Source organism: Spirochaetota bacterium, from assembly GCA_026415295.1.
Classification (GTDB): domain Bacteria; phylum Spirochaetota; class JAAYUW01; order JAAYUW01; family JAOAHJ01; genus JAOAHJ01.
On record JAOAHJ010000024.1, the window covers coordinates 1 to 19,660 of the forward strand.

At 24.1% G+C, this 19,660-nt stretch carries 19 protein-coding genes; all 19 read left to right on the forward strand.

Annotated features, from left to right (window positions below):
• The first annotated feature begins 237 nt into the window (after nucleotides 1-237).
• Complete coding sequence (locus N3A58_05830; protein ID MCX8058915.1) at nucleotides 238-1,002, forward strand: hypothetical protein; 765 nt, start codon at nucleotides 238-240, stop codon at nucleotides 1,000-1,002.
• Nucleotides 1,003-1,159: 157 nt separating this feature from the next.
• Nucleotides 1,160-2,386: an MFS transporter gene (locus tag N3A58_05835; protein MCX8058916.1), complete on the forward strand. Its 1,227-nt coding sequence runs from the start codon at nucleotides 1,160-1,162 to the stop codon at nucleotides 2,384-2,386.
• A gap of 191 nt (nucleotides 2,387-2,577) precedes the next feature.
• On the forward strand, nucleotides 2,578-3,474 hold the full coding sequence (locus N3A58_05840) for a cation diffusion facilitator family transporter (protein ID MCX8058917.1): 897 nt from the start codon (nucleotides 2,578-2,580) through the stop codon (nucleotides 3,472-3,474).
• 19 nt (nucleotides 3,475-3,493) lie between these two features.
• Entirely contained in the window at nucleotides 3,494-3,880 is a 387-nt protein-coding gene (locus N3A58_05845) for a DUF2127 domain-containing protein (protein ID MCX8058918.1), read from the forward strand.
• A 42-nt stretch (nucleotides 3,881-3,922) separates the two neighbouring features.
• Entirely contained in the window at nucleotides 3,923-5,869 is a 1,947-nt protein-coding gene (locus N3A58_05850; protein MCX8058919.1) for a sigma 54-interacting transcriptional regulator, read from the forward strand.
• A 248-nt stretch (nucleotides 5,870-6,117) separates the two neighbouring features.
• Nucleotides 6,118-7,650, forward strand: a complete 1,533-nt coding sequence (gene yfcC / locus N3A58_05855) for a putative basic amino acid antiporter YfcC (protein MCX8058920.1) — start codon at nucleotides 6,118-6,120, stop codon at nucleotides 7,648-7,650.
• Nucleotides 7,651-7,917: 267 nt separating this feature from the next.
• The gene (gene iadA, locus N3A58_05860; GenBank protein ID MCX8058921.1) at nucleotides 7,918-9,075 is read left to right on the forward strand and encodes a beta-aspartyl-peptidase; all 1,158 of its coding nucleotides are present in this window, start codon (nucleotides 7,918-7,920) and stop codon (nucleotides 9,073-9,075) included.
• A 214-nt stretch (nucleotides 9,076-9,289) separates the two neighbouring features.
• Nucleotides 9,290-9,790 (forward strand): GNAT family N-acetyltransferase, encoded by a 501-nt coding sequence (locus tag N3A58_05865; protein ID MCX8058922.1) that lies wholly within the window; start codon nucleotides 9,290-9,292, stop codon nucleotides 9,788-9,790.
• 110 nt (nucleotides 9,791-9,900) lie between these two features.
• Nucleotides 9,901-10,401, forward strand: coding sequence for a phosphohistidine phosphatase SixA (gene sixA, locus N3A58_05870; protein MCX8058923.1), 501 nt, complete (start codon nucleotides 9,901-9,903; stop codon nucleotides 10,399-10,401).
• Nucleotides 10,398-11,093 (forward strand): dTMP kinase, encoded by a 696-nt coding sequence (gene tmk / locus N3A58_05875; protein MCX8058924.1) that lies wholly within the window; start codon nucleotides 10,398-10,400, stop codon nucleotides 11,091-11,093. Before sixA ends, tmk (N3A58_05875) begins: the two co-directional genes overlap by 4 nt.
• Nucleotides 11,083-11,820, forward strand: a complete 738-nt coding sequence (gene tmk, locus N3A58_05880; GenBank protein ID MCX8058925.1) for a dTMP kinase — start codon at nucleotides 11,083-11,085, stop codon at nucleotides 11,818-11,820. The genes tmk (N3A58_05875) and tmk (N3A58_05880) overlap by 11 nt, the downstream gene beginning before the upstream one ends.
• A complete protein-coding gene (locus N3A58_05885; protein MCX8058926.1) occupies nucleotides 11,817-13,283 on the forward strand; it encodes a Ppx/GppA family phosphatase in 1,467 nt (488 codons plus the stop codon). The genes tmk (N3A58_05880) and N3A58_05885 overlap by 4 nt, the downstream gene beginning before the upstream one ends.
• A gap of 99 nt (nucleotides 13,284-13,382) precedes the next feature.
• Nucleotides 13,383-13,703 carry a DUF998 domain-containing protein gene (locus tag N3A58_05890; GenBank protein ID MCX8058927.1) on the forward strand — a complete coding sequence of 107 codons (321 nt, stop codon included), beginning with the start codon at nucleotides 13,383-13,385 and terminating at the stop codon, nucleotides 13,701-13,703.
• Nucleotides 13,704-13,727: 24 nt separating this feature from the next.
• Nucleotides 13,728-13,946, forward strand: a complete 219-nt coding sequence (locus N3A58_05895) for a hypothetical protein (protein MCX8058928.1) — start codon at nucleotides 13,728-13,730, stop codon at nucleotides 13,944-13,946.
• Between the two features lie 178 nt (nucleotides 13,947-14,124).
• Nucleotides 14,125-14,847 (forward strand): hypothetical protein, encoded by a 723-nt coding sequence (locus tag N3A58_05900; protein MCX8058929.1) that lies wholly within the window; start codon nucleotides 14,125-14,127, stop codon nucleotides 14,845-14,847.
• A 233-nt stretch (nucleotides 14,848-15,080) separates the two neighbouring features.
• Nucleotides 15,081-16,439 (forward strand): hypothetical protein, encoded by a 1,359-nt coding sequence (locus tag N3A58_05905; GenBank protein MCX8058930.1) that lies wholly within the window; start codon nucleotides 15,081-15,083, stop codon nucleotides 16,437-16,439.
• A 241-nt stretch (nucleotides 16,440-16,680) separates the two neighbouring features.
• A complete protein-coding gene (locus tag N3A58_05910) occupies nucleotides 16,681-17,667 on the forward strand; it encodes a hypothetical protein (protein ID MCX8058931.1) in 987 nt (328 codons plus the stop codon).
• Between the two features lie 890 nt (nucleotides 17,668-18,557).
• Nucleotides 18,558-19,085, forward strand: coding sequence for a flavodoxin domain-containing protein (locus tag N3A58_05915; protein ID MCX8058932.1), 528 nt, complete (start codon nucleotides 18,558-18,560; stop codon nucleotides 19,083-19,085).
• Between the two features lie 30 nt (nucleotides 19,086-19,115).
• Nucleotides 19,116-19,660 (forward strand): hypothetical protein (locus N3A58_05920; GenBank protein ID MCX8058933.1); only part of this gene is annotated, 545 nt, incomplete at its 3' end.

The following is a 19,660-nucleotide window of genomic DNA, read 5'->3' on the forward strand; positions in this document are numbered from 1 at the left end:
GATTTTTCGGTATATTTAACAACTAATGATGATTCTATTTTATATTATTTTTTTGGTTTATTACAAGAGGATAAAAAACAGATAAAATCTTTAAATATATTAAATGATGATTTTGATGATGTTTTTCTTGAGATAATAAAAACTTAAAAATTAAAAATTAATAAGTAATTAATAAAATATCTAGTAGTTATCAATAAAATAATTTAGTAAAAAATATAAAATATTTTGGAGAAAACAATGGGGATTTTTATATTGTTTAAAGCAGAACTTATGAAATATATACTGGAGTTAAAAAGATATTTTTTTAATTTTATTTTTAATGTGCTTATTATTTCTGCAATTTTTCTTGCATTTTTATTTGGTATAAAATTTGTTACAGCAGGTAATATAGATTATAAAAATCTTGATTCATTTATTATAGGATATATTTTATGGCTTATTATTTTAGATAGTTTTGCAAGTATTTCTTATGCAGTAAGCAATGATATGCAGAGAGGAACTTTTGAACAGTTGTTTTTATGCAAATATGGTATAGAGATAGTTTATTTATTTAACCTTATATTAAATATTGTATATACAATATTTTTATCATTAATAGTTTTGTATTTTTTTATGTTTATCTCTGGAAGATGGATTAAGATTCCATTTTCAAAAATAATATTACCACTATTTTTATCTATTCCATCAGTTTGGGGGCTTGGCTTTATTTTTGCTGGTTTTGCAATAATATATAAAAAAATTAGTTCATTTTTGAATCTTATGCAATTTATTTTAATTATTTTTGTTTCATTGCCAGCTTATCCTTTGAACTTTTTTTCTTTTCTCCCTTTTACTGCAGGAGCATCAACTATTCAAGGAATTATAAATAATAATATGTCATTTAGTGCATTATGGTATCTTTTTTTATTAATAATTAGTGTTTTATATTTTTCAATGGGAATAATTATATTCAAAAAGTTTCTTAAAAAAGGAAGAAAACTAAATTTGTTGGGTCAGTATTAATCTTATACTTATCTTTTATTAATCTCGTATTTAATCTTATAAATATTTTAAAAGAAATAAGAAAATTTTATTTTAAATAATTTTTTTATTTGACTATTTAAATAATTTTATATTATGTTATTTGTTATTTAGAATTAAATGTTTAAAGAGGTAATATATGAAGAAGTTAGAAAATATTAAAATATATTTGAATATCATTGCATCTTTTATAATTATGTTATGTATCGGTAGTGTTTATTCATGGAGTATAATAGCTTCAAAATTAATTAAAGATTATAATTTTTTTACATGGCAGACACAATTAATTTTTAGTATGATAATATGTATTTTCCCTATCACTATGATATTTTCAGGAAAATTAAGTAATAAAATAAAATATAATTATTTTGGTTATATTTCTGCAATCTTATTTTTTGCTGGATATTTTTTAACTGGGATTTCCAAAGGAAGTTTTTTTATAATTTTATTAACTTTTGGAATTATAGTTGGAATAGCTACAGGATTAGGATATTGGGTTTCTTTAACATCCCCGGTTCAATTATTACCAAGCAAAAAAGGTCTTATTACAGGTATAGCAGCTGCAGGATTTGGTCTTGGGTCAGCAATTTTTTCAGAGTTTTCAGAGTTTTTTTTAATACAGAATAATAATATAATGGATTTTTTAAAAACAGTGGGAATTATTTATGGATTAATTATATTAATTTTTTCTATATTAATATTTGATAAGAAAAGATCTGTTAAAGAAAAAATTGATAATAATATAAAAAATGAAAATATAGAAAATAAGACAAGTAAAAGTAATATATTTTATTTTATAAAATCTAATAATTTTATAAAATTATTTATTGGTATTTTTCTTGGAACCTTTGCTGGTTTATTAATAATTGGGAATTTGAAAATAATTGGAGAAAATAATCAAATCTCTGATCACATATTGATATTAGGTATTTCTTTATTTGCAGTTGCAAATTTTACAGGGAGAATCTTTTGGGGAATACTCAGTGATCATGTTGATACAAGCATTTGTATATTTTTAGATTTATTGATACAAGCTGTATCAATATTTTCTCTTAATTATTTAATTTCTTCAGATTATTTATATTTAATAATTGTATTTTTAATTGGTTTTGGTTTTGGAGGAAATTTTGTTCTTTTTGCGAAGGAAACCGCTCAAGTTTTTGGTGTTGATAAACTTGGTTTAATATATCCATATGTTTTTTTAGGTTATGCTTTTGCTGGTATATTTGGGCCAATAAGTGGAGGTTTGCTTTTTGATCTTTATAAAAAATTTGATTATTCAATATTTCTTGCTTCTTTTGTAAGCCTAATAGGAAGCTTTATCTTTTTTCTTGAATTTATAAATCTTAAAAAGAAAATTAATTAAAATTAAAATAAAATAAATTCATATATTTTTTGACATTTTAATAATTTTTGATATTTTAATTATTAATTATTTAAGTTCAAAAATATTATTAAATTACAATATTAATGTTAAAATAAAATTTTTATTTAATTATTTTTAGTTAAATTAAAGGAATAAAATTTTACTAATTTTTAGATATAAGGAGAATTAAAGTGAAGATTCAACAAAACTGTTTTTCAATAAACAAATATTTTGAAAAAATCAATCTTGGTTATTTTGAAGGGGTATTGTCTATTATTTTGAATACTATTCTATTCATTTTAAAAATATGGGTAGGCATTCAGTCTAAAAGTATTTCAATGATAGCTGATGCATGGCATACAATCTCTGATAGTTTAACTTCACTTGTAGTTATTGTTGGGTTTTCAGTTGCAGCAAAACCTAAAGATGAACAACATCCTTTTGGGCATGGAAGAGCAGAAGTTATTGCTGCTATTATTATTGGGACATTGCTTGCAGTTGTGGGGTTTAATTTTATTGTTGATTCTATTAAAAACTTAATAAACAAAATTAGTGCTCATTTTAGTATAACTTCTATTATTGTTTTTGTTTTTTCTTCAATTTTTAAAGAGTTACTTGCTTCATTTTCAATATGGGCAGGGAAAAAGATAAATAGTAAATCACTTGTTGCTGATGGTTGGCATCATAGAAGTGATGCATTTGCTTCTTTTATAATAGTTTTAGCTGCGATATTCGGGAAGTTTATATGGTGGATTGATGGAATTTTGGGTATAATAGTTTCAATTTTAATTTTATGGACATCTTTTGATATAGCAAAAGGAGCTTCAAATTTACTTCTTGGTGAAAAACCAGATGAAAGTTTAACAAAAAGAATAGAAGATATAATATATGGTGTTTCAGAAGAAATATCAGATATACATCATATTCATATTCATAGGTACGGAGATCACCTCGAAATTACTTTACATATAAGGATGAATGGAATTAAAGATATAAATTATGCTCATGATATAGCTAATGCTATCGAAAAAAAAATAAGGGAAGAGTTGAAAGCTGAAACAACTATTCATATTGAGCCTCAAAAATAAAAGATTAAAAGGTGTAAATATGAAAAAAATTAGAATATCTGCTATAATAATGATTTTCCATGGTGCTTTATTGGAAATAGGAGCAATTTTTTTGTATTTACCATCCTTAATTTCTAAAGATATAAAATTTAACATCCCAGATTTTGCCAATTTCATAGTTCCATATTTTAAAGAAAACATGAACTTAATGATAGTTATGAGTTTTATTTATGGTGTAGTTAGAGTTTTTGGAGCTATTGGGATATTAAAAAATAGAATGTGGGGGTTTTCACTATCGGTTATAATTTGTTCTATTACAATGGTTTTAATGGTTTTTATGCTTCCATTTGGAATAATCGATGGGATTTTAAGTTGCATTGCTTTAATTTTAATGCTTGAAGGTTACTTTGGCAAAAAGAAGATTTAGTCTTATTAATTTAAATAAAATCTTTAAATAAAATTAATAAAAATGGATAAAATTGTTGTTATCTGTGGAACTGAAAATACAAGGAAAGCTCTTCATAGACAATTAGAGGATCTATTTAAGGATCTTCTTTTAATTGAATCATATGCTATAGATAATGAAATAAAAAATAAAATAAATGGCGATTTAATAATAATTTCTAGTAAACTTATTCTTGAAGATTCATTAAAGTATTTAGAAAATAGGTCTAAAATTATTGTAGCTAAGAGAGTTTTAAATTATAAAGCAATTGAAGAATTGCTTTTTATTCCTTCAGGAGAGGAAGTTTTATTTGTAAATGATTGTAAAGAAACAACCTATGAATGTTTAGAATGGCTTGATAAAATAGGAATAAATCATGTTAAATTTATACCTTTCTATCCAGGGTGTGTGTTGGAAAGAGATTTAGAATATGCAATTACTCCAGGTGAAATTGAATATGTTCCAAAAAAAGTAAAAAATATTATAGATATAGGGCCAAGGCTTATTGATATTTCTTCTATATTCGAAATTATAAAAGAGATGAAATTAAGTTTTGATATTGGAGAGAAAGTTTCTTTAACATATTTTAATAAGATATTAGAATTAGGTAAGAATATATTAGAAATTACTAAAGAAAAGTCAAAAATAAATGAATGTATAAAGCTTATTTTTAATGACATGAAGGATGTTATTGTTGCATATGATGAAAAAGGTTTTATTAAATTTGTAAATGAAAAAAAAGATTTTTTATTTATTAAACAAATTAATAAAATTAATTCAATTTTTGATATCTTTAGTAATCCTAAATTGATACAGTTTCTTACAAACAATAATTATAAAGAAAAATATTTATATGAAATTAGAAATTTTAAATTTTTAGTTTCCAAAATTTATCTTGAAAAAGAAAAATTAAATGTTGCAATATTTAAAGACTTAAGCGAGTACGATGAATATGAAAAGAAAAGATTAAATGATTTATATTCTAAAGGCTACTATGCAAAATATACATTTGATGATATTATAGGTAAGAGTTATTCTATAAATTTTATTAAAGAAGTAGCGAAAAAAATAGCTGTTTCAGAAAATACAGTATTGATAGAAGGTGAGACAGGTACTGGAAAAGAATTATTAGCATCTGCCATACATAATGAATCTAAAAGAAAATCTTATCCATTTGTAGCTATCAATTTTTCATCATTACCGGAATCTCTTGCAGAGAGTGAACTTTTTGGGTATGAAGAAGGAGCCTTTACTGGGGCATTAAAAGGTGGAAAAATTGGTCTTTTTGAACAAGCTAATAAAGGTACTATCTTTTTGGATGAAATAGGAGATGCTTCTCTATCTTTGCAGAAAAAATTATTAAGAGTATTGCAAGAAAAAGAAATAATGAGAATTGGTGGTAATAAGATTATTCCTATAGATGTAAGGATTATAGCAGCTACCAATAAAAATTTAATTAAACTTATAGAATATGGTCAGTTCAGAGAAGATCTTTATTATAGATTAAAGGTTATCTATATTAAGATTCCTCCTTTAAGAGAAAGAAAAGACGATATATTAATTTTATTTAATTATTTTATGCAAAAAAAAGGATTGAATTTAAATATAGATAACGAGGTAGAAAATCTTTTAATTAACTACAGATGGCCAGGCAATGTTAGAGAGTTAAAAAATATAGTAGAATATATTTCAGAAGTTTGTAATAAAAAAGAATTAAAAATTAGAGATCTTCCTGAAGATATATTAATTTTAAAACAGGATATAAATAGAAAGGATTTACAATTATTGATGAATATTATTAATGAGCTTGATAGAAAGGGAGAAAGAATAAGTAGAAGAAGCATAAAAAAATATTGTGAAGAGAGAAATATTAAATTAACAGAACAAATGATAAGAACAAGATTAAAAGAATTGGCTAAATCTGGATATATTGAAATTAAAAAGGGTAGAAATGGAATATTTCTAAAATAAAAGTAATATAATATATTTGTATAAATTCCCCAATATAACCCAAATAATCCAATTTATCATTGAAATTATTTATTAAAATTTAAATAATTGTATTAAATATTGTGTTATAAAATAAATGATAATTAAAAAAATAAAAAAAATTAATCCATTTTAAATTGATTTTAGAATTTATTGAATTTTTTGAATTAAATTTTAAATTTTGGCATTAATATTGCATTTATTTATTAAAAATCATAGGAGGGAATTTTATGTCATCTCCAAACAATTTTTCTAACACTCAAAATAAAGTTGTTAAGGTTCCACATACTTATGTAATTATTTTTTTTGTAGTTGTTTTTGCATGGTTATTAACTTTAATTTTACCAGTTGGTAAATTTGAAAAAACAGAAGTTAAATATCTTGTAAATGGAAAAGAAAAAACAAGAATGGTTGTAAAGCCAGGTTCTTTTCAGTATTTAAAAGATGAAAATGGTAATTTGGTTAGGAAACCAACTAGAATTTGGGGTACAGAAGATTTTGGAGGATATGGTTTATTAAACTATGTTTTTGAAGGAATGGTAAGAGGAGATAAATGGGGTGCAGCAGTAGGAATAATTGCATTCATCCTTGTTATAGGAGGGGCCTTTGGTATAATTTTAAGGACAGGAGCTATTGATGCTGGAATTTTAAGGATGATAAATATAACTAAAGGAAAAGAAGTTTTAATCATTCCAGTTCTTTTTGTTTTATTTTCTCTTGGTGGTGCTGTTTTTGGAATGGGAGAAGAGACTATTCCATTTGCAATGATTGTAGTTCCTTTGGTTGTTGCTATGGGGTATGATGCGATAGTTGGAGTTTTAATAACTTATGTAGCAAGTCAGATAGGTTTTGCAACTTCTTGGATGAATCCTTTTAGTTTGGCAGTAGCTCAAGGAGTATCAGGTATTCCAGTATTTTCTGGTGCTCCATTTAGAATAATTATGTGGTTTGTTTTTACATTAATTGGAACTCTTTATACTATATTTTATGCAAGAAAAGTTAAGAAAGATTTAAATTCTTCAATTGATTTAGAAGCCACTATGTTTTTTAAAAATAATTTACATACAGATTTTAAAAAAACAGAATTTAATATTGGGCATAAACTTGTTATTTTAACAGTATTTTTAGGTGTTATTTGGGTAATTTGGGGTGTAATAAAAAAAGGCTATTATATACCAGAAATAGCATCACAATTTTTTGTTATGGGATTAGTTGCTGGTATAATTAGTGTAATTTTTAAACTTGAAGGAATGAAAATAGATGATATAGCTTCTTCATTTCAAAAAGGAGCTTCTGATCTTGTTGGAGCAGCATTAGTTGTAGGTATGGCACAAGGTATACTAATAGTACTTGGAGGCACTGATGCTGCAACACCAACAGTTCTTAATACAATTTTAAATTCATTGGCAAATGGTATTGGAAAACTTGGAGGGGCTTTTTCTGCTTGGTTTATGTATCTTTTCCAGTCTATTTTTAACTTTTTTGTTGTTTCTGGTTCAGGGCAAGCTTCTATAACTATGCCTATAATGGCTCCTTTATCTGATCTTGTTGGAGTTACAAGACAAGTTGCAGTTTTAGCATTTCAACTTGGAGATGGATTAACAAATATTATAGTTCCAACATCAGCTTGTTTAATGGGTGTTCTAGGTGTAGCGAGAATAAATTGGGGAAAATGGGCAAAATGGCAAATAAAGATGCAACTATTTTTATTTTTAATTGGAACTATATTTGTTTTAGTTGGTCATTTTATAGGGTATAAATAAATTGTTAAAAAACCACTTTATATTTTGAAAAACTTAATTATATTAAGCTTAATTAAATATTATTAAGTTTTGGATTAGGGGGAATTTCTATTCCCCCGTTTTTGTTATATAAAATATTTTAATAAAAAATATTTATTAGATTATTAATCTTAATTATTAAATTGACTTAATGTTATTTTAAATTTTAATAATTATAATAGTGATTATTCAAATTATTAATTAAATATAATATTTATTTATATAAAAATTTTACAAATGGAGGTTTTAATGATAACTCTTATTAAAAAAGCAGAAGTTTATACTCCTTCTATTATAGGAATAAATGATGTTTTAATTGTAGGAAATAAAATTGGCAAAATTGATAAAGATATAAATATAAGTGGAATAGAGTATGAATTAATTGATGGAAGAGATAAAATGGTTTTCCCTGGTTTTATAGACTCTCATGTTCATATTACTGGTGGAGGTGGTGAGGGAGGTTTTGCAACAAGGACTCCTGAAATTATTTTATCTGATATTATAAAAGGGGGCATAACAACTATTATTGGTACACTTGGAACAGATGGTGTTACTAGAAGTTTGGAAAATCTTTATGCAAAATCTAAAGCTTTGGAGATTGAAGGAATAACGACATATATTTATACAGGATCCTATAGGGTTCCAATATCAACTTTTACAGGGAGTATAATGAAAGATATTATTTTGATAGATAAAGTTATAGGTGTTGGGGAAATTGCTTTATCTGATCATAGATCTTCTCAACCTACAATTGAAGAGGTAAAAAGATTAACTGCAGATGCAAGAGTTGCTGGTCTTATTTCAGGGAAAGCTGGTATAGTTAATATTCACATGGGTGATGGAGAAGCAGGACTAAGTATGTTAAATGAAATTGTTAATAATAGTGAGATTCCAATAAAACAATTTTATCCAACTCATATTAATAGAAATAAGGATTTGTTTAAAGAAGGTATAGATTTTGCAAAAAGGGGTGGTTTTATAGATTTCACAACAAGCTCAGATCCAGTTTTTATAGAAGAAGGAGAAGTTAAAGCTTCAGAAGCTCTTAAAATATGTATAGAAGAAGGACTAGAGGATAATGTGACATTAACATCTGATGGACAAGGTAGCTTGCCTGTTTTTAATGAGAAAAAAGAACTTGTAGGTCTAAGAGTTGGCAGGGTTACAACACTTTTTGATGAATTAAGAGATGCTATTAATAATGGAGTAAATATAGAAAAAGCTTTAAAATCAATAACAGTTAATCCAGCTAAAATATTAAAGTTAAAAAATAAGGGTAAAATTGAAATAGGTTATGATGCTGATATTTTAATTGTTAATAAAAATCTTGAAATAGATACAGTTATTGCTAAAGGAGAAATTTTAATGAAAGAAAAGAAGATATTAAATTTTGGTACTTTTGAATAATAATTTTATTTTTTATCTCTCTTTATAATAAGAAGACTTAAATAGTTAATAAAATATATTTTATTATAAAAAATTTTTTGAAAAAAGAGAATTACTTTTGTTGAAATATTAATTTATATAAGATAAAATAAAAGTAAAAATAATTAATTATAAATAATTATTATTAATTATAAAGAAGTTAATAAGAATTAATAATAAAAAAGGATATTTTTTAATGATAAGAAAAGCAAAAGAGGAAGATTCTTATAGAATAGCTGAAATTCAAGTTTTTGGTTGGAGAACTGCATATAGAGGAATAATAAAAGATCAATTTTTATTTAATAGTCTTTCAGTAGTTAAAGCTAATAGCTCTTTTTTAAAAAGAATAAAAGATAATACCTTATCAGATCAGATTTATATATTTGAAGAAGATAGTATAATTAAAGGGTTTATTATTTTTGGACCATATAGAGATTATGAAAATTTATCATGTTTAGAGTTATATGCTATATATGTTGAACCTTTAATGAAAAGAAATGGTATAGGTACTAAAATGATTAATTTTTTTGAAAATTATGCTAGAGAAAATAAATATAAAAAAACATCTTTATGGATTTTGGAAGAAAATCTAGAAGGCAGAAACTTTTATGAAAAAAATGGATATAAATATAATAAAAAAAGGAAAAAACTTGAAAATATTAATGTTTATGAAGTAGAGTATGAAAAAAAATTATAAAATATTTAGAAAGAAATAAAAATAGATTTAACAAATACTTAAGTATCTGTTAACAAAAGATTAAATAAGAATTAACAAATTAATTTTATTATCAGTTTGGAGGATGTTTTATGGAAATTTATTTAATAAGGCATGCAATTGCTGAAAATGCAGCAGAAGGTAAAAAAGATGAAGAAAGAAATATTATCGATAAAGGTTTTAAAGAAACAAAAAAAATAAGTAAAATATTAAAAAATTTGAAGGCTAAACCTGATTTTATTATTTCGAGTCCTTTAACTAGAGCTGTTCAAACAGCTGATATAATTGCAAAAAAATTTAAATATAAAAAAAAGATCATTTTAGCAAAGGAACTTTTACCTGAATCAAAACCATCCGATATTATGGAACTTGTTAAATCTAAAATAGACTCTAAAACAAAAAGAATCTTTATTATTGGACATATGCCACTTTTAGGTAACTTTATTTCTTTTCTTCTGGGAGTAAAAAACTATACTTTTGACATAGAAAAAAGTGGAGTTTATATAATAGATTTGAATATAGATGAAAATAATCAAGTTGAAGGGAAACTCAAAGGTTATTTAATCCCATCAATTGCTAGGAGACTTGCATGAAACATAATTTCCCTGGTGTATTAATTGCAGTTGAAGGGATTGATGGATCTGGAAAAAGCACACAAATATATCTACTAAAAAAATGGCTTGAATCTGAAGCATATAGTGTGTTTCTCACAGAATGGAATTCATCTAACTTAGTTAAGGATACTATTAAAAGAGGCAAAAAAGAGAATTTACTTACACCATTAACTTTTTCTATTTTACATGCTACTGATTTTGCTGATAGATATATTCATTTAATATTGCCTCCATTGAAAGCAGGTATGATAGTTCTTTGTGATAGATATTATTATACTGCCCTTGCAAGAGATACAGCAAGAGGTGTTCCTTTTGATTGGGTTAGAGATGTTTATAGCTTTGCATTTGATCCTGATATTACATTTTATTTTAGAGTAGATGTTGAAACATCTTTAAAAAGATTAAAATCAAGTAAAAGAAAAATAAAGTTTCATGAAGCTGGAATGGATTTAAACATATCAGATGATATAAATGAGAGTTTTAAAATATTTCAAAACAAAGTAATAGATGAGTATGATAAAATGACCCAAATTTATAATTTTGAAGTTTTGGATGCAAAAAATGACATTAATTCTCAACAACAGAAAGTAAGACAAATAGTAAGGGAAAAGATATTGAACAATTATATACCAAAAAATTATTTAAAAAGGAAACTAAAATATGTTAAATAAATATGAGTTTTTTAGATCTGATATAAATTATTTAGATATTTCTGATTTAAGAGGCTTATTTATTGTTATTGAAGGAACTGATGGTGTTGGCAGATCAACACAAATAGAAAATATTAAAGATTGGCTTGAATATAATGGTTATGCAGTTTTTACAACTGGTCTTGGAAGATCTACAGTTGTTAGAGATGCTATTAATGAGGCAAAAAAAGGTCATAATTTAAACAATTTTACTTTTTCAATGCTTTATGCAGCTGATATAGCAGATAGAATGGAGAATGATATAATTCCTTATCTTAAATCAGGTTATGTAGTTATAGCAGATAGATATATTTTTACATGTATGGCAAGAGCATTGGTAAGAGGTGTTGATAAAGAATGGATTAAGAAACTATACAGTTTTGCTTTGAAACCTATAGTTACTCTTTATATGAAAGTTGATTTTAATAATCTGATACCAAGAGTTATAAATGCAGATAATCTTGTTGAAAACTATTGGGAACTTGGTCTTGGGTCTGGATTGGATTACTGGGAAGCAGGTATGGATATTAAAATGGGAGAAGATTTTTTTGAAAGTTTTGAAAAATATCAAAAAAAGTTGATAAAAGAGTTTAATTCTATGGTTAATGAATATAATTTTATAGAAATAGATGCAAGAAAAAGTTTAAAAGATACATTTAAACAGATGAAATTGGAAATTAAAAAAGTTCTAGAAAGGTGGGAATTTTGAGAGTTGCCAGTATTGATCTAGGATCTAACTCTTTTCATATGGCTATTATTGAATTAAAAAAAGGGCATATAAATGTAATAGATAGACAGAAAGAAAAGTTAAGATTAGTTTCAAAAAAAAATGTGGTGAACATCAATGGAAATCCATACATTACAGACTCAGCAATACTTAAAATAATTGATACAATTCAAAAATTTAAGAATATATCGGAGCTATATAATGCTAAAATTATTGCTGTTGCTACAAGTGCTATAAGAGAAGCAGCAAATGCTGAAGAAATTGAACAAAGAGTATATAATTCTACAGGTGTAAAGATTGATATTATATCCCCTTATGAAGAAGGAAGACTAGCTTATATGGGAGCTATTTATAGCCTTGATTGCTATGATAAGGATGCTACAGTTATAGATATAGGAGGGGGTAGTTTACAGATATGTAGAGGAAAAAGTGGAAATATTAAAAAAATTAAAAGTTACAAAATGGGTGTTATAAGACTTACAGAAAATTATTTTGAAGAAGGTTTTGATAGAGAAAAACAAAAAGAACTTATTAACTTTATTGAATCTCAATTAGAACCAGTAGAAAATTATTTTATTAATTCTGAAGTTTACATTGGTGTTTCTGGAACTATAGAAAATATAGCCAGGCTATGTAATAAAGTTTCAAAAAATGGAGATTCAAATGGACTTATAATAAACTACGAAAATTTGGATGAAATATTTAAAAAATTACCTGATTTACTAAAAGATGAAACCATATTTGAATTTGTTGACTATTCAAGAAAAGATACAATTATAAGTGGAATAATATTATTAAAATTAATATTTGAAATTTTTCGTATTAAAAAACTTGTATTTTCTGCTTTTAGTATAAAGGAAGGGAATGTTATAAGTTTAATAAAAAAAAAGTATCTTTCTAATATAAGGCACTCTAGCACTAAGCATTTATTTAAAAAAATTAATATAGACAAAATACATGTAAAAAATGTGTCTAAATTTGCTTTATATTTATTTGATATTTTAAAAAATACACATAAGTTAGATAAAAACTGGAGAGATTACCTATTTACTGCATCAATTTTACATGATATTGGAAAAATTATATCTTTTAATAATCATCAAGATCATTCAGAGTATATTATTATAAATTCTCAAATTCTTGGTTATACAGAGAGAGAAAAAAAGATAATATCAAAGGTAGCTAAATATCACAAAAATCAAAATATAGATAATGAACCTTATGAAATAAAAGTTTTATCAGGTATTTTGAGAATAGCAGATTCATTGGATAAGTCTGGATTCTCTCTTTTCAAGGAAGCCAAATTAGATATTAGATCTAAAAAGCTATTTATTGTTTTACAAGATGGAAAAATGTTTAATGTTTTTAACTATTTTATTGAGCAAAAGAAAAAGTTAATTGTTGAGACTCTTAAAATAGAAATAGAAGTTACTATATCAAGATAAAATTAATAAAAAATATTACAATATTTCATAAATAAACATGGTGGAAATTTTAAAAAGTGAAAAAAATAAATTTTTTATTATTTGTAATCCTTATTTTAGCTGTTTTTTTTAAGTTTTCCTTTTATATTTGGGAAAAAATATCCAGGATATAGTAATTTGAAAGATATTATAATTAAGCTTGGTAGTAAAGATAGTCCTGTAAATTTGTTTTTTGCATTTAATTTAATTTTGGTTGGTATATTATTGCTAATATTTGCAATTGCTCAAAATAGATTCTTCTTTTTTAAGAATTGGGCTACAATACTTTATACATCAGGTATTATTATTTTTGTTATTAGTACTATTTTAGCAGGTATTTTTCCAGAAGATCCTAAAGGTTATCAAGAAACAATAAAAGGTAAGATATATGGGATTGCATAGGGCTTAGGCTTTCTCTTTTTAATATTGTCCTTTTTATGGGCAGTTTTTATTAAAGAATTTAATAATTTAAAGATAATAAATGTTTTAGTTTTATTCTTTGCGTTAGTTACTTTTATTTTTTTTGTGATATCTGAGAATAAAGATAAAGGACTTTTTAGTTTTACAGGATTATTTCAAAGATTAAACTTATTAATACTTTATTGTGGTTTAATTATAAACTTTTTAAAATTAAAAAATAAATAGAGTCTATTTTTTCAGATATATTTTATTTTTTTTTGAATTTCTAAAAAATATTATTATATAATTTATATTTTTCTTAATTTTATTTTTTAACTAATTTTTATTGAAAAAATTGAATATTAAAATTTAATAAGATTATAAAATTTTTATTTTTAAAAAGAATTGTAAAAAGGAGAGTTTTATGAAAGTTTCAAAAAAATTATTAATAATATTAGCTTTTCTTTTATTTTTTTCTCCAAAAATATTTGCTCAATGGTTTATATTTGGAACAGATATATTTATAGAACTCAATGGTGGCTTTCAGAATTATACTCATTTAACTTATACTGCACAAAAGCCTTATAATAGTATATTTATTTTACATACAGGTATTAGGTTTTCACTTTTTCCAATAGTAAGATTTAATGATAAAATAATGCAAAGATTTCCTTTAGGTTTAACATTAATTGTAGCTTATAATGGTAGTAATGATTTTGGAAACTATGATATATTTAAAACACATCTTGGAAGAGATTATGATATTAGATTTTTAAGATTTACATTAATGATTGGATATTGCAAAGGTGGAGTGGATTATTATCAAGGAGAATCTGGTTCATATCTAATGGGTTTTAATATTGGTGTTTATTATTCAAAATTTTTATGGGCAAAATATAGAAGTGATACATCTATAAATTGGCCAGATCCTAATTTAAAAGGTTATATACTTGATGATCTTGGTATAAGGATAGAGTATTACTGGAGTGCTTCTTTTGGAATTGGAACTAGGGTTTCTTTTTTTGGCCTTGCATTTAGCATTTTTGTTGATATTAATTTAAAAGATTTAATAGTAGCTAGTAATGAAAAACTAACTTATTGGTCTTTAGGACTTTATTTAGCATATCCAATACATTTTCTTTTTTAATTTATATTTTATTTTTTATAATTTTTTATTAATAATTTTTGTCAATATATTTAGTTTATTAGCTATATAATATATCATAATTATTAGTTTAATTCTAAATTGATAAATTATTAATTTTTTAATTTTATTTAAAACTACTATAATAAGATTAAGTTTTTATGTTTTGAAATCTATTGAAAATTAAAAAAATTAAGTTTATATTTTTCAAGTAAATTTATTCTTAAAGGTATTATATGGATTTAAAAATTGAAAAAATTTCCTTATTTTTTGAAAGATTAAAAAATTTAAGTTTCTGGCAAAGATTATTTAAATGGTCAAAATTTTTATTATTTGCTTTTGATGCTTATGAAGAATATAAACAATTATTTAATTATTGCAATGAATTAAATAGAAAAGTTGATCTATTAAATAATGAAATTTTGATAACTAAGAAAGATTTTGATTCAATAAAAGAAGAGAAAATAAAAATTGAAACTCAATATAATATAATAGAAAAAAAAATAATTGAACAAGAAAATTCACTTAATAATTTAAAAACAATACTAGCTAAGAAAGAAGAGACAATAATTCAGTTGGAAAGTAAAATTAAAGAAAAAGATTTAAATTTATCTTTAATTAATGAAAAATTAAATACAACATTAACTGAAAATAATAAATTAAAAGAAGAAAATCTCAAATTAAAACAAGCTGAAGAGGAAAGGCAAAGTAAATTTATAGAAAACCTAACAAAATTAAAAGCAATAAATGATCAGATAATAGCTGAAAGACAAAAAGAGATTGAAGAAACAAATAGAAGAGAGATTGAAAGAATAAATAAGTTAAAAGAAAATTGGTTAAATCATCAAAATTTAACACAAAATTTAATCAAAATGATATGCGAAAGAAATGTTATAGAATATGTTGAAAAGGTTCCTTTTAATGGTAATCCTGATAATACAATTAAAATATGTGATGAATACATAATTTTTGATGCAAAGAGTCCTTCTACTGAAGATTTTAGAAATTTTCAAAATTATTTAAAAAATCAAGCAGAAGCTGCTAAAAAATATGCAAGGCAGGAGAATGTAAAAAAGGATATATTTTTTGTAGTGCCTTCAAATACTCTCGATTTTATTGATAAATTTTATTACAATATGGCAGATTACAATGTATTTATAATTTCAATTGATGCATTAGAACCTATAATATTAAGTTTGAAAAAAATTGAAGATTATGAATTTATAAATGAACTAAGTCCTGAAGAAAGGGAGAATATTTGCAGAATAATAGGTAAATTTGCACATATGACAAAAAGAAGAATTCAAATAGACCACTTTTTTGCAAAGCAATTTTTAGGTATATTATCAAAGTGTGAATCTGATCTTCCTAATGATATTTTAGAAAAAGTAATTGAATATGAAAGAGCAGAAAAATTAAATCCTCCACAAGAAAAAAGAGACAAAACAATATCTCTTGCTGAACTTAATAATGAAAATAAAATGATAGAGAAGGAATTAGAAAAAAATTCAATAATTCTATTAGAAAATTTTCAAAATAAGATAGAAGAAAATTTGCCATTATATAAAAATGAAAATAAAAATGTAAATAAATAAAAAAGATTTAACCAAAAGAAAGATAAAAAATAGAAAAATAATTGTTAAAAATTCAAAGTAACAGTATTGAAAATTTCAAATATTATACTATAATATAATATATATTTCTAATATATTCAAAATATAATTATTATATTATAAAATAATTAAAATTGTTTTTATTACGAATTAATAATGATTACAATTTTCCTTATTCTTTTAATCTAAGTGATTTTTAATAATATTTAAGAAGGAGTTCTGTATGAGAAAGAAATTAGTTTATTTGATTATGATTTTATATGCATGCTTGATTATATGCTGTTTATTTTCATGTAAATTTCCTACAGGCCCAACAGGACCTGTTGGGCCTATGGGTCCTGTAGGTCCAGCTGGCCAAAGCACTATTGTAAAAATTATGTTTGTTCCTCATACAATTGAAGCAAAGGATTTAGCTTTTAATTCAAATAATATTGTCTCTGTTGGTTTATCAGGAAAAATTTACTATAGTACTGATGGAAAAACATGGGCTTTACCATCAAGTAAACCATCTGATGTAGTAACATTAAATGGAGTTACATGTGGTAATAATATATTTATAGCAGTTGGAAATGGAGGAATAATATTTAGAAGTTCAGATAATGGAAACAATTGGGTTAAAATTAATAATAGTAATACTACTAATTTATTAGATGTCGCTTATGGGAATGGTTATTTTATAGCTGTAGGAAATTCAGGTAGTGAACAAAGTGTTAGATTGGTTAGTAGTGATTATGGGTTGACTTGGAATATAACTAATGTTACAAGTTATAATTATTCCACAGTTAGTTATGCTAATGGGAAATTTTTTATTGGTACAAATGATGGAGAATTATTCTTAAGTACAAATGGTACAAGTTGGAATGGTCCAATAGATCCATTGTCACAATTTACACATAAGTTATTAAATGTATATTATGGAAATGGAATTTATATGTTGTCAGATACATATGGAAGTGTAGCTACAAGTTTAAATGGTACATCCTGGGAATTATTATATCCTTCATGGCAAACAAATTGTCCAGGTTTTTGTTTTGCTGATAAGTGTTTTGCATTATTAACTGAGCTGATGATACTCTGGCCATATGATAGATATACATGGTTATTTCCATGCACAGAATTACCAACTTTAACAGAACAAAGATATACTTCAATTCATTATGTTCCTTGGTTAAATAATGGGTTATTTTTAATTATAATTAATTTAAATTAAAAAAGTTTATAAAATAAATGATGGAATATAAAAACTCTTAACTTCAACATACATAATAAACTTTATGTATTATAAAGTTTAAGCTATTAAATTTTGAAAAATTAAATTTAAATTAATACTTTAATAAAAAAGCAATAGAAAATTATTAAATTAATAATTTATTAATATTTATTTATTAACTTATTAAGGAATACTTATTTTTGAGGATTAATTACTAAAAAAGTTAGGATCAATTTTGGTCTGAAAATTATTTTTTTAGGAGGACTGAATTGAAATGAAAAGAATGATATTTTTTTTCTTTTAATATTTTATGGGACATTTGGTTGTTTTGAGCAAGAAACTAAAACAAATTATAAATATTAGATAGAGATATTCCCTCAAGTTATTTTCTTTAAAATTTATTCTATCCTATTTATATATTAATAAAACCCAAAAGGTCATTTAATTATTGTTTTTCCCAATCTAAACAATTATTATCCAAACGAGAAAAATGCAATAGCTCAATTTTTTGCTCCTACAATAAATATAAGCTATAGAATATATATTTGGAAAAATTTAAATATTAAAGCTCAATTATGGTTTTCATCCAATTTTAATAAAGATCTAACACAAGACAAGTTTTATAATTGGGTTGATCTAATTGGAAGTTTGAGTTTTAGATATAGAATGGACTTTTATATAATTAAAATATTGTTTTATTTTAATTTTCAATTAGAATTTTTATATGTTATATACAAAGATAATAAGACAAATAATTTTGATATTGGGGATAAATGATCTCATTTATTCCCAATAATCTCTTTTGGGTATAGATGGTAATAGTTATTTTGAAAAATATTAATTATTAGATTATAAAATTTTATATAAAATATAATAAAAGGAATTAAAGAATGAAAACTATTGTTTTTTACAAATCAATTTCTGGTTTTACTGAAAAATATGCTAATATGATTGCAGAGGAATTAAATTGCCCAGTTTTGAAAATTGAGAATATTTCGACAATTGATCTTTCTAGTTATGATACAATTGTTTTTGGTGGGAGTCTTCATGCAGTTGGAATAATAGGACTTGAAGAGTTTAAAAAATATCTTTCAAAAATTTCTGGTAGAATATTTATTTTTGCTGTTGGAGCATCTCCTGCAAAGGAAGGAATAATTGAAGAGATATGGAATAATAATAACCTAGATGAATTAGGTAAAGAGAGAACAAAATTATTTTTTCTAAGAGGTGGTTTTAATTATAAAAAATTAAATTTCAAAAATAAAATTATTATGGGACTACTTTATTTTAAACTCAAGTATAAAAAAGATAGAAATGATGATGAAAATGGTATGTTAAAAGCTTATAAAACTCCTGTTGACTTTACAAGTAAAGAAAATATTAAAGAAATGATAGATTGTATTAGAAGCAATAAATAGCATACTAAATTTTTTTTAAAGGGGGAAGTTGTGGAACAATCTATATGGAATAAGATGTTTAAGTGGAATCCAAAGAAAGAAGTATTTATTGCATTTGGAATAGGAACTATAATAATAGTTCTCTCTATCTTAATGATTTTTATAAGAAGTAATATTGTTTTTTCTATTATTATTAGAGATATTCTTATGATTTTAGTTTTTGGTATTGGGGCCCCTTTATATATTATAAATAAAGAAAATAATTATATAGAATATGGTCTTCATTTAAGGAAATGGTATATTTTTTTACCTGTTAATATAATCCTGGCAATTCTTTTACTTTTAATGTTCTTAAAAAAATCACCTCTTCCATCAAATTTTAGTTTGACAAAAGATATAATATGGAAGGTTATATACATAATGCTTGCTGGTATTTTTGAAACAATAGTATTTTATTCATTTATAAGAACTAAAATAGAGAAATCTTTTGGGATTTTACCGGCAATAATATTTGCAGCGATGTTATATTCTTTACATCATGCTGGTTTTCAACCAGAATTTGTCAAACTATTTTTTGTTGGAATACTATATGCAAC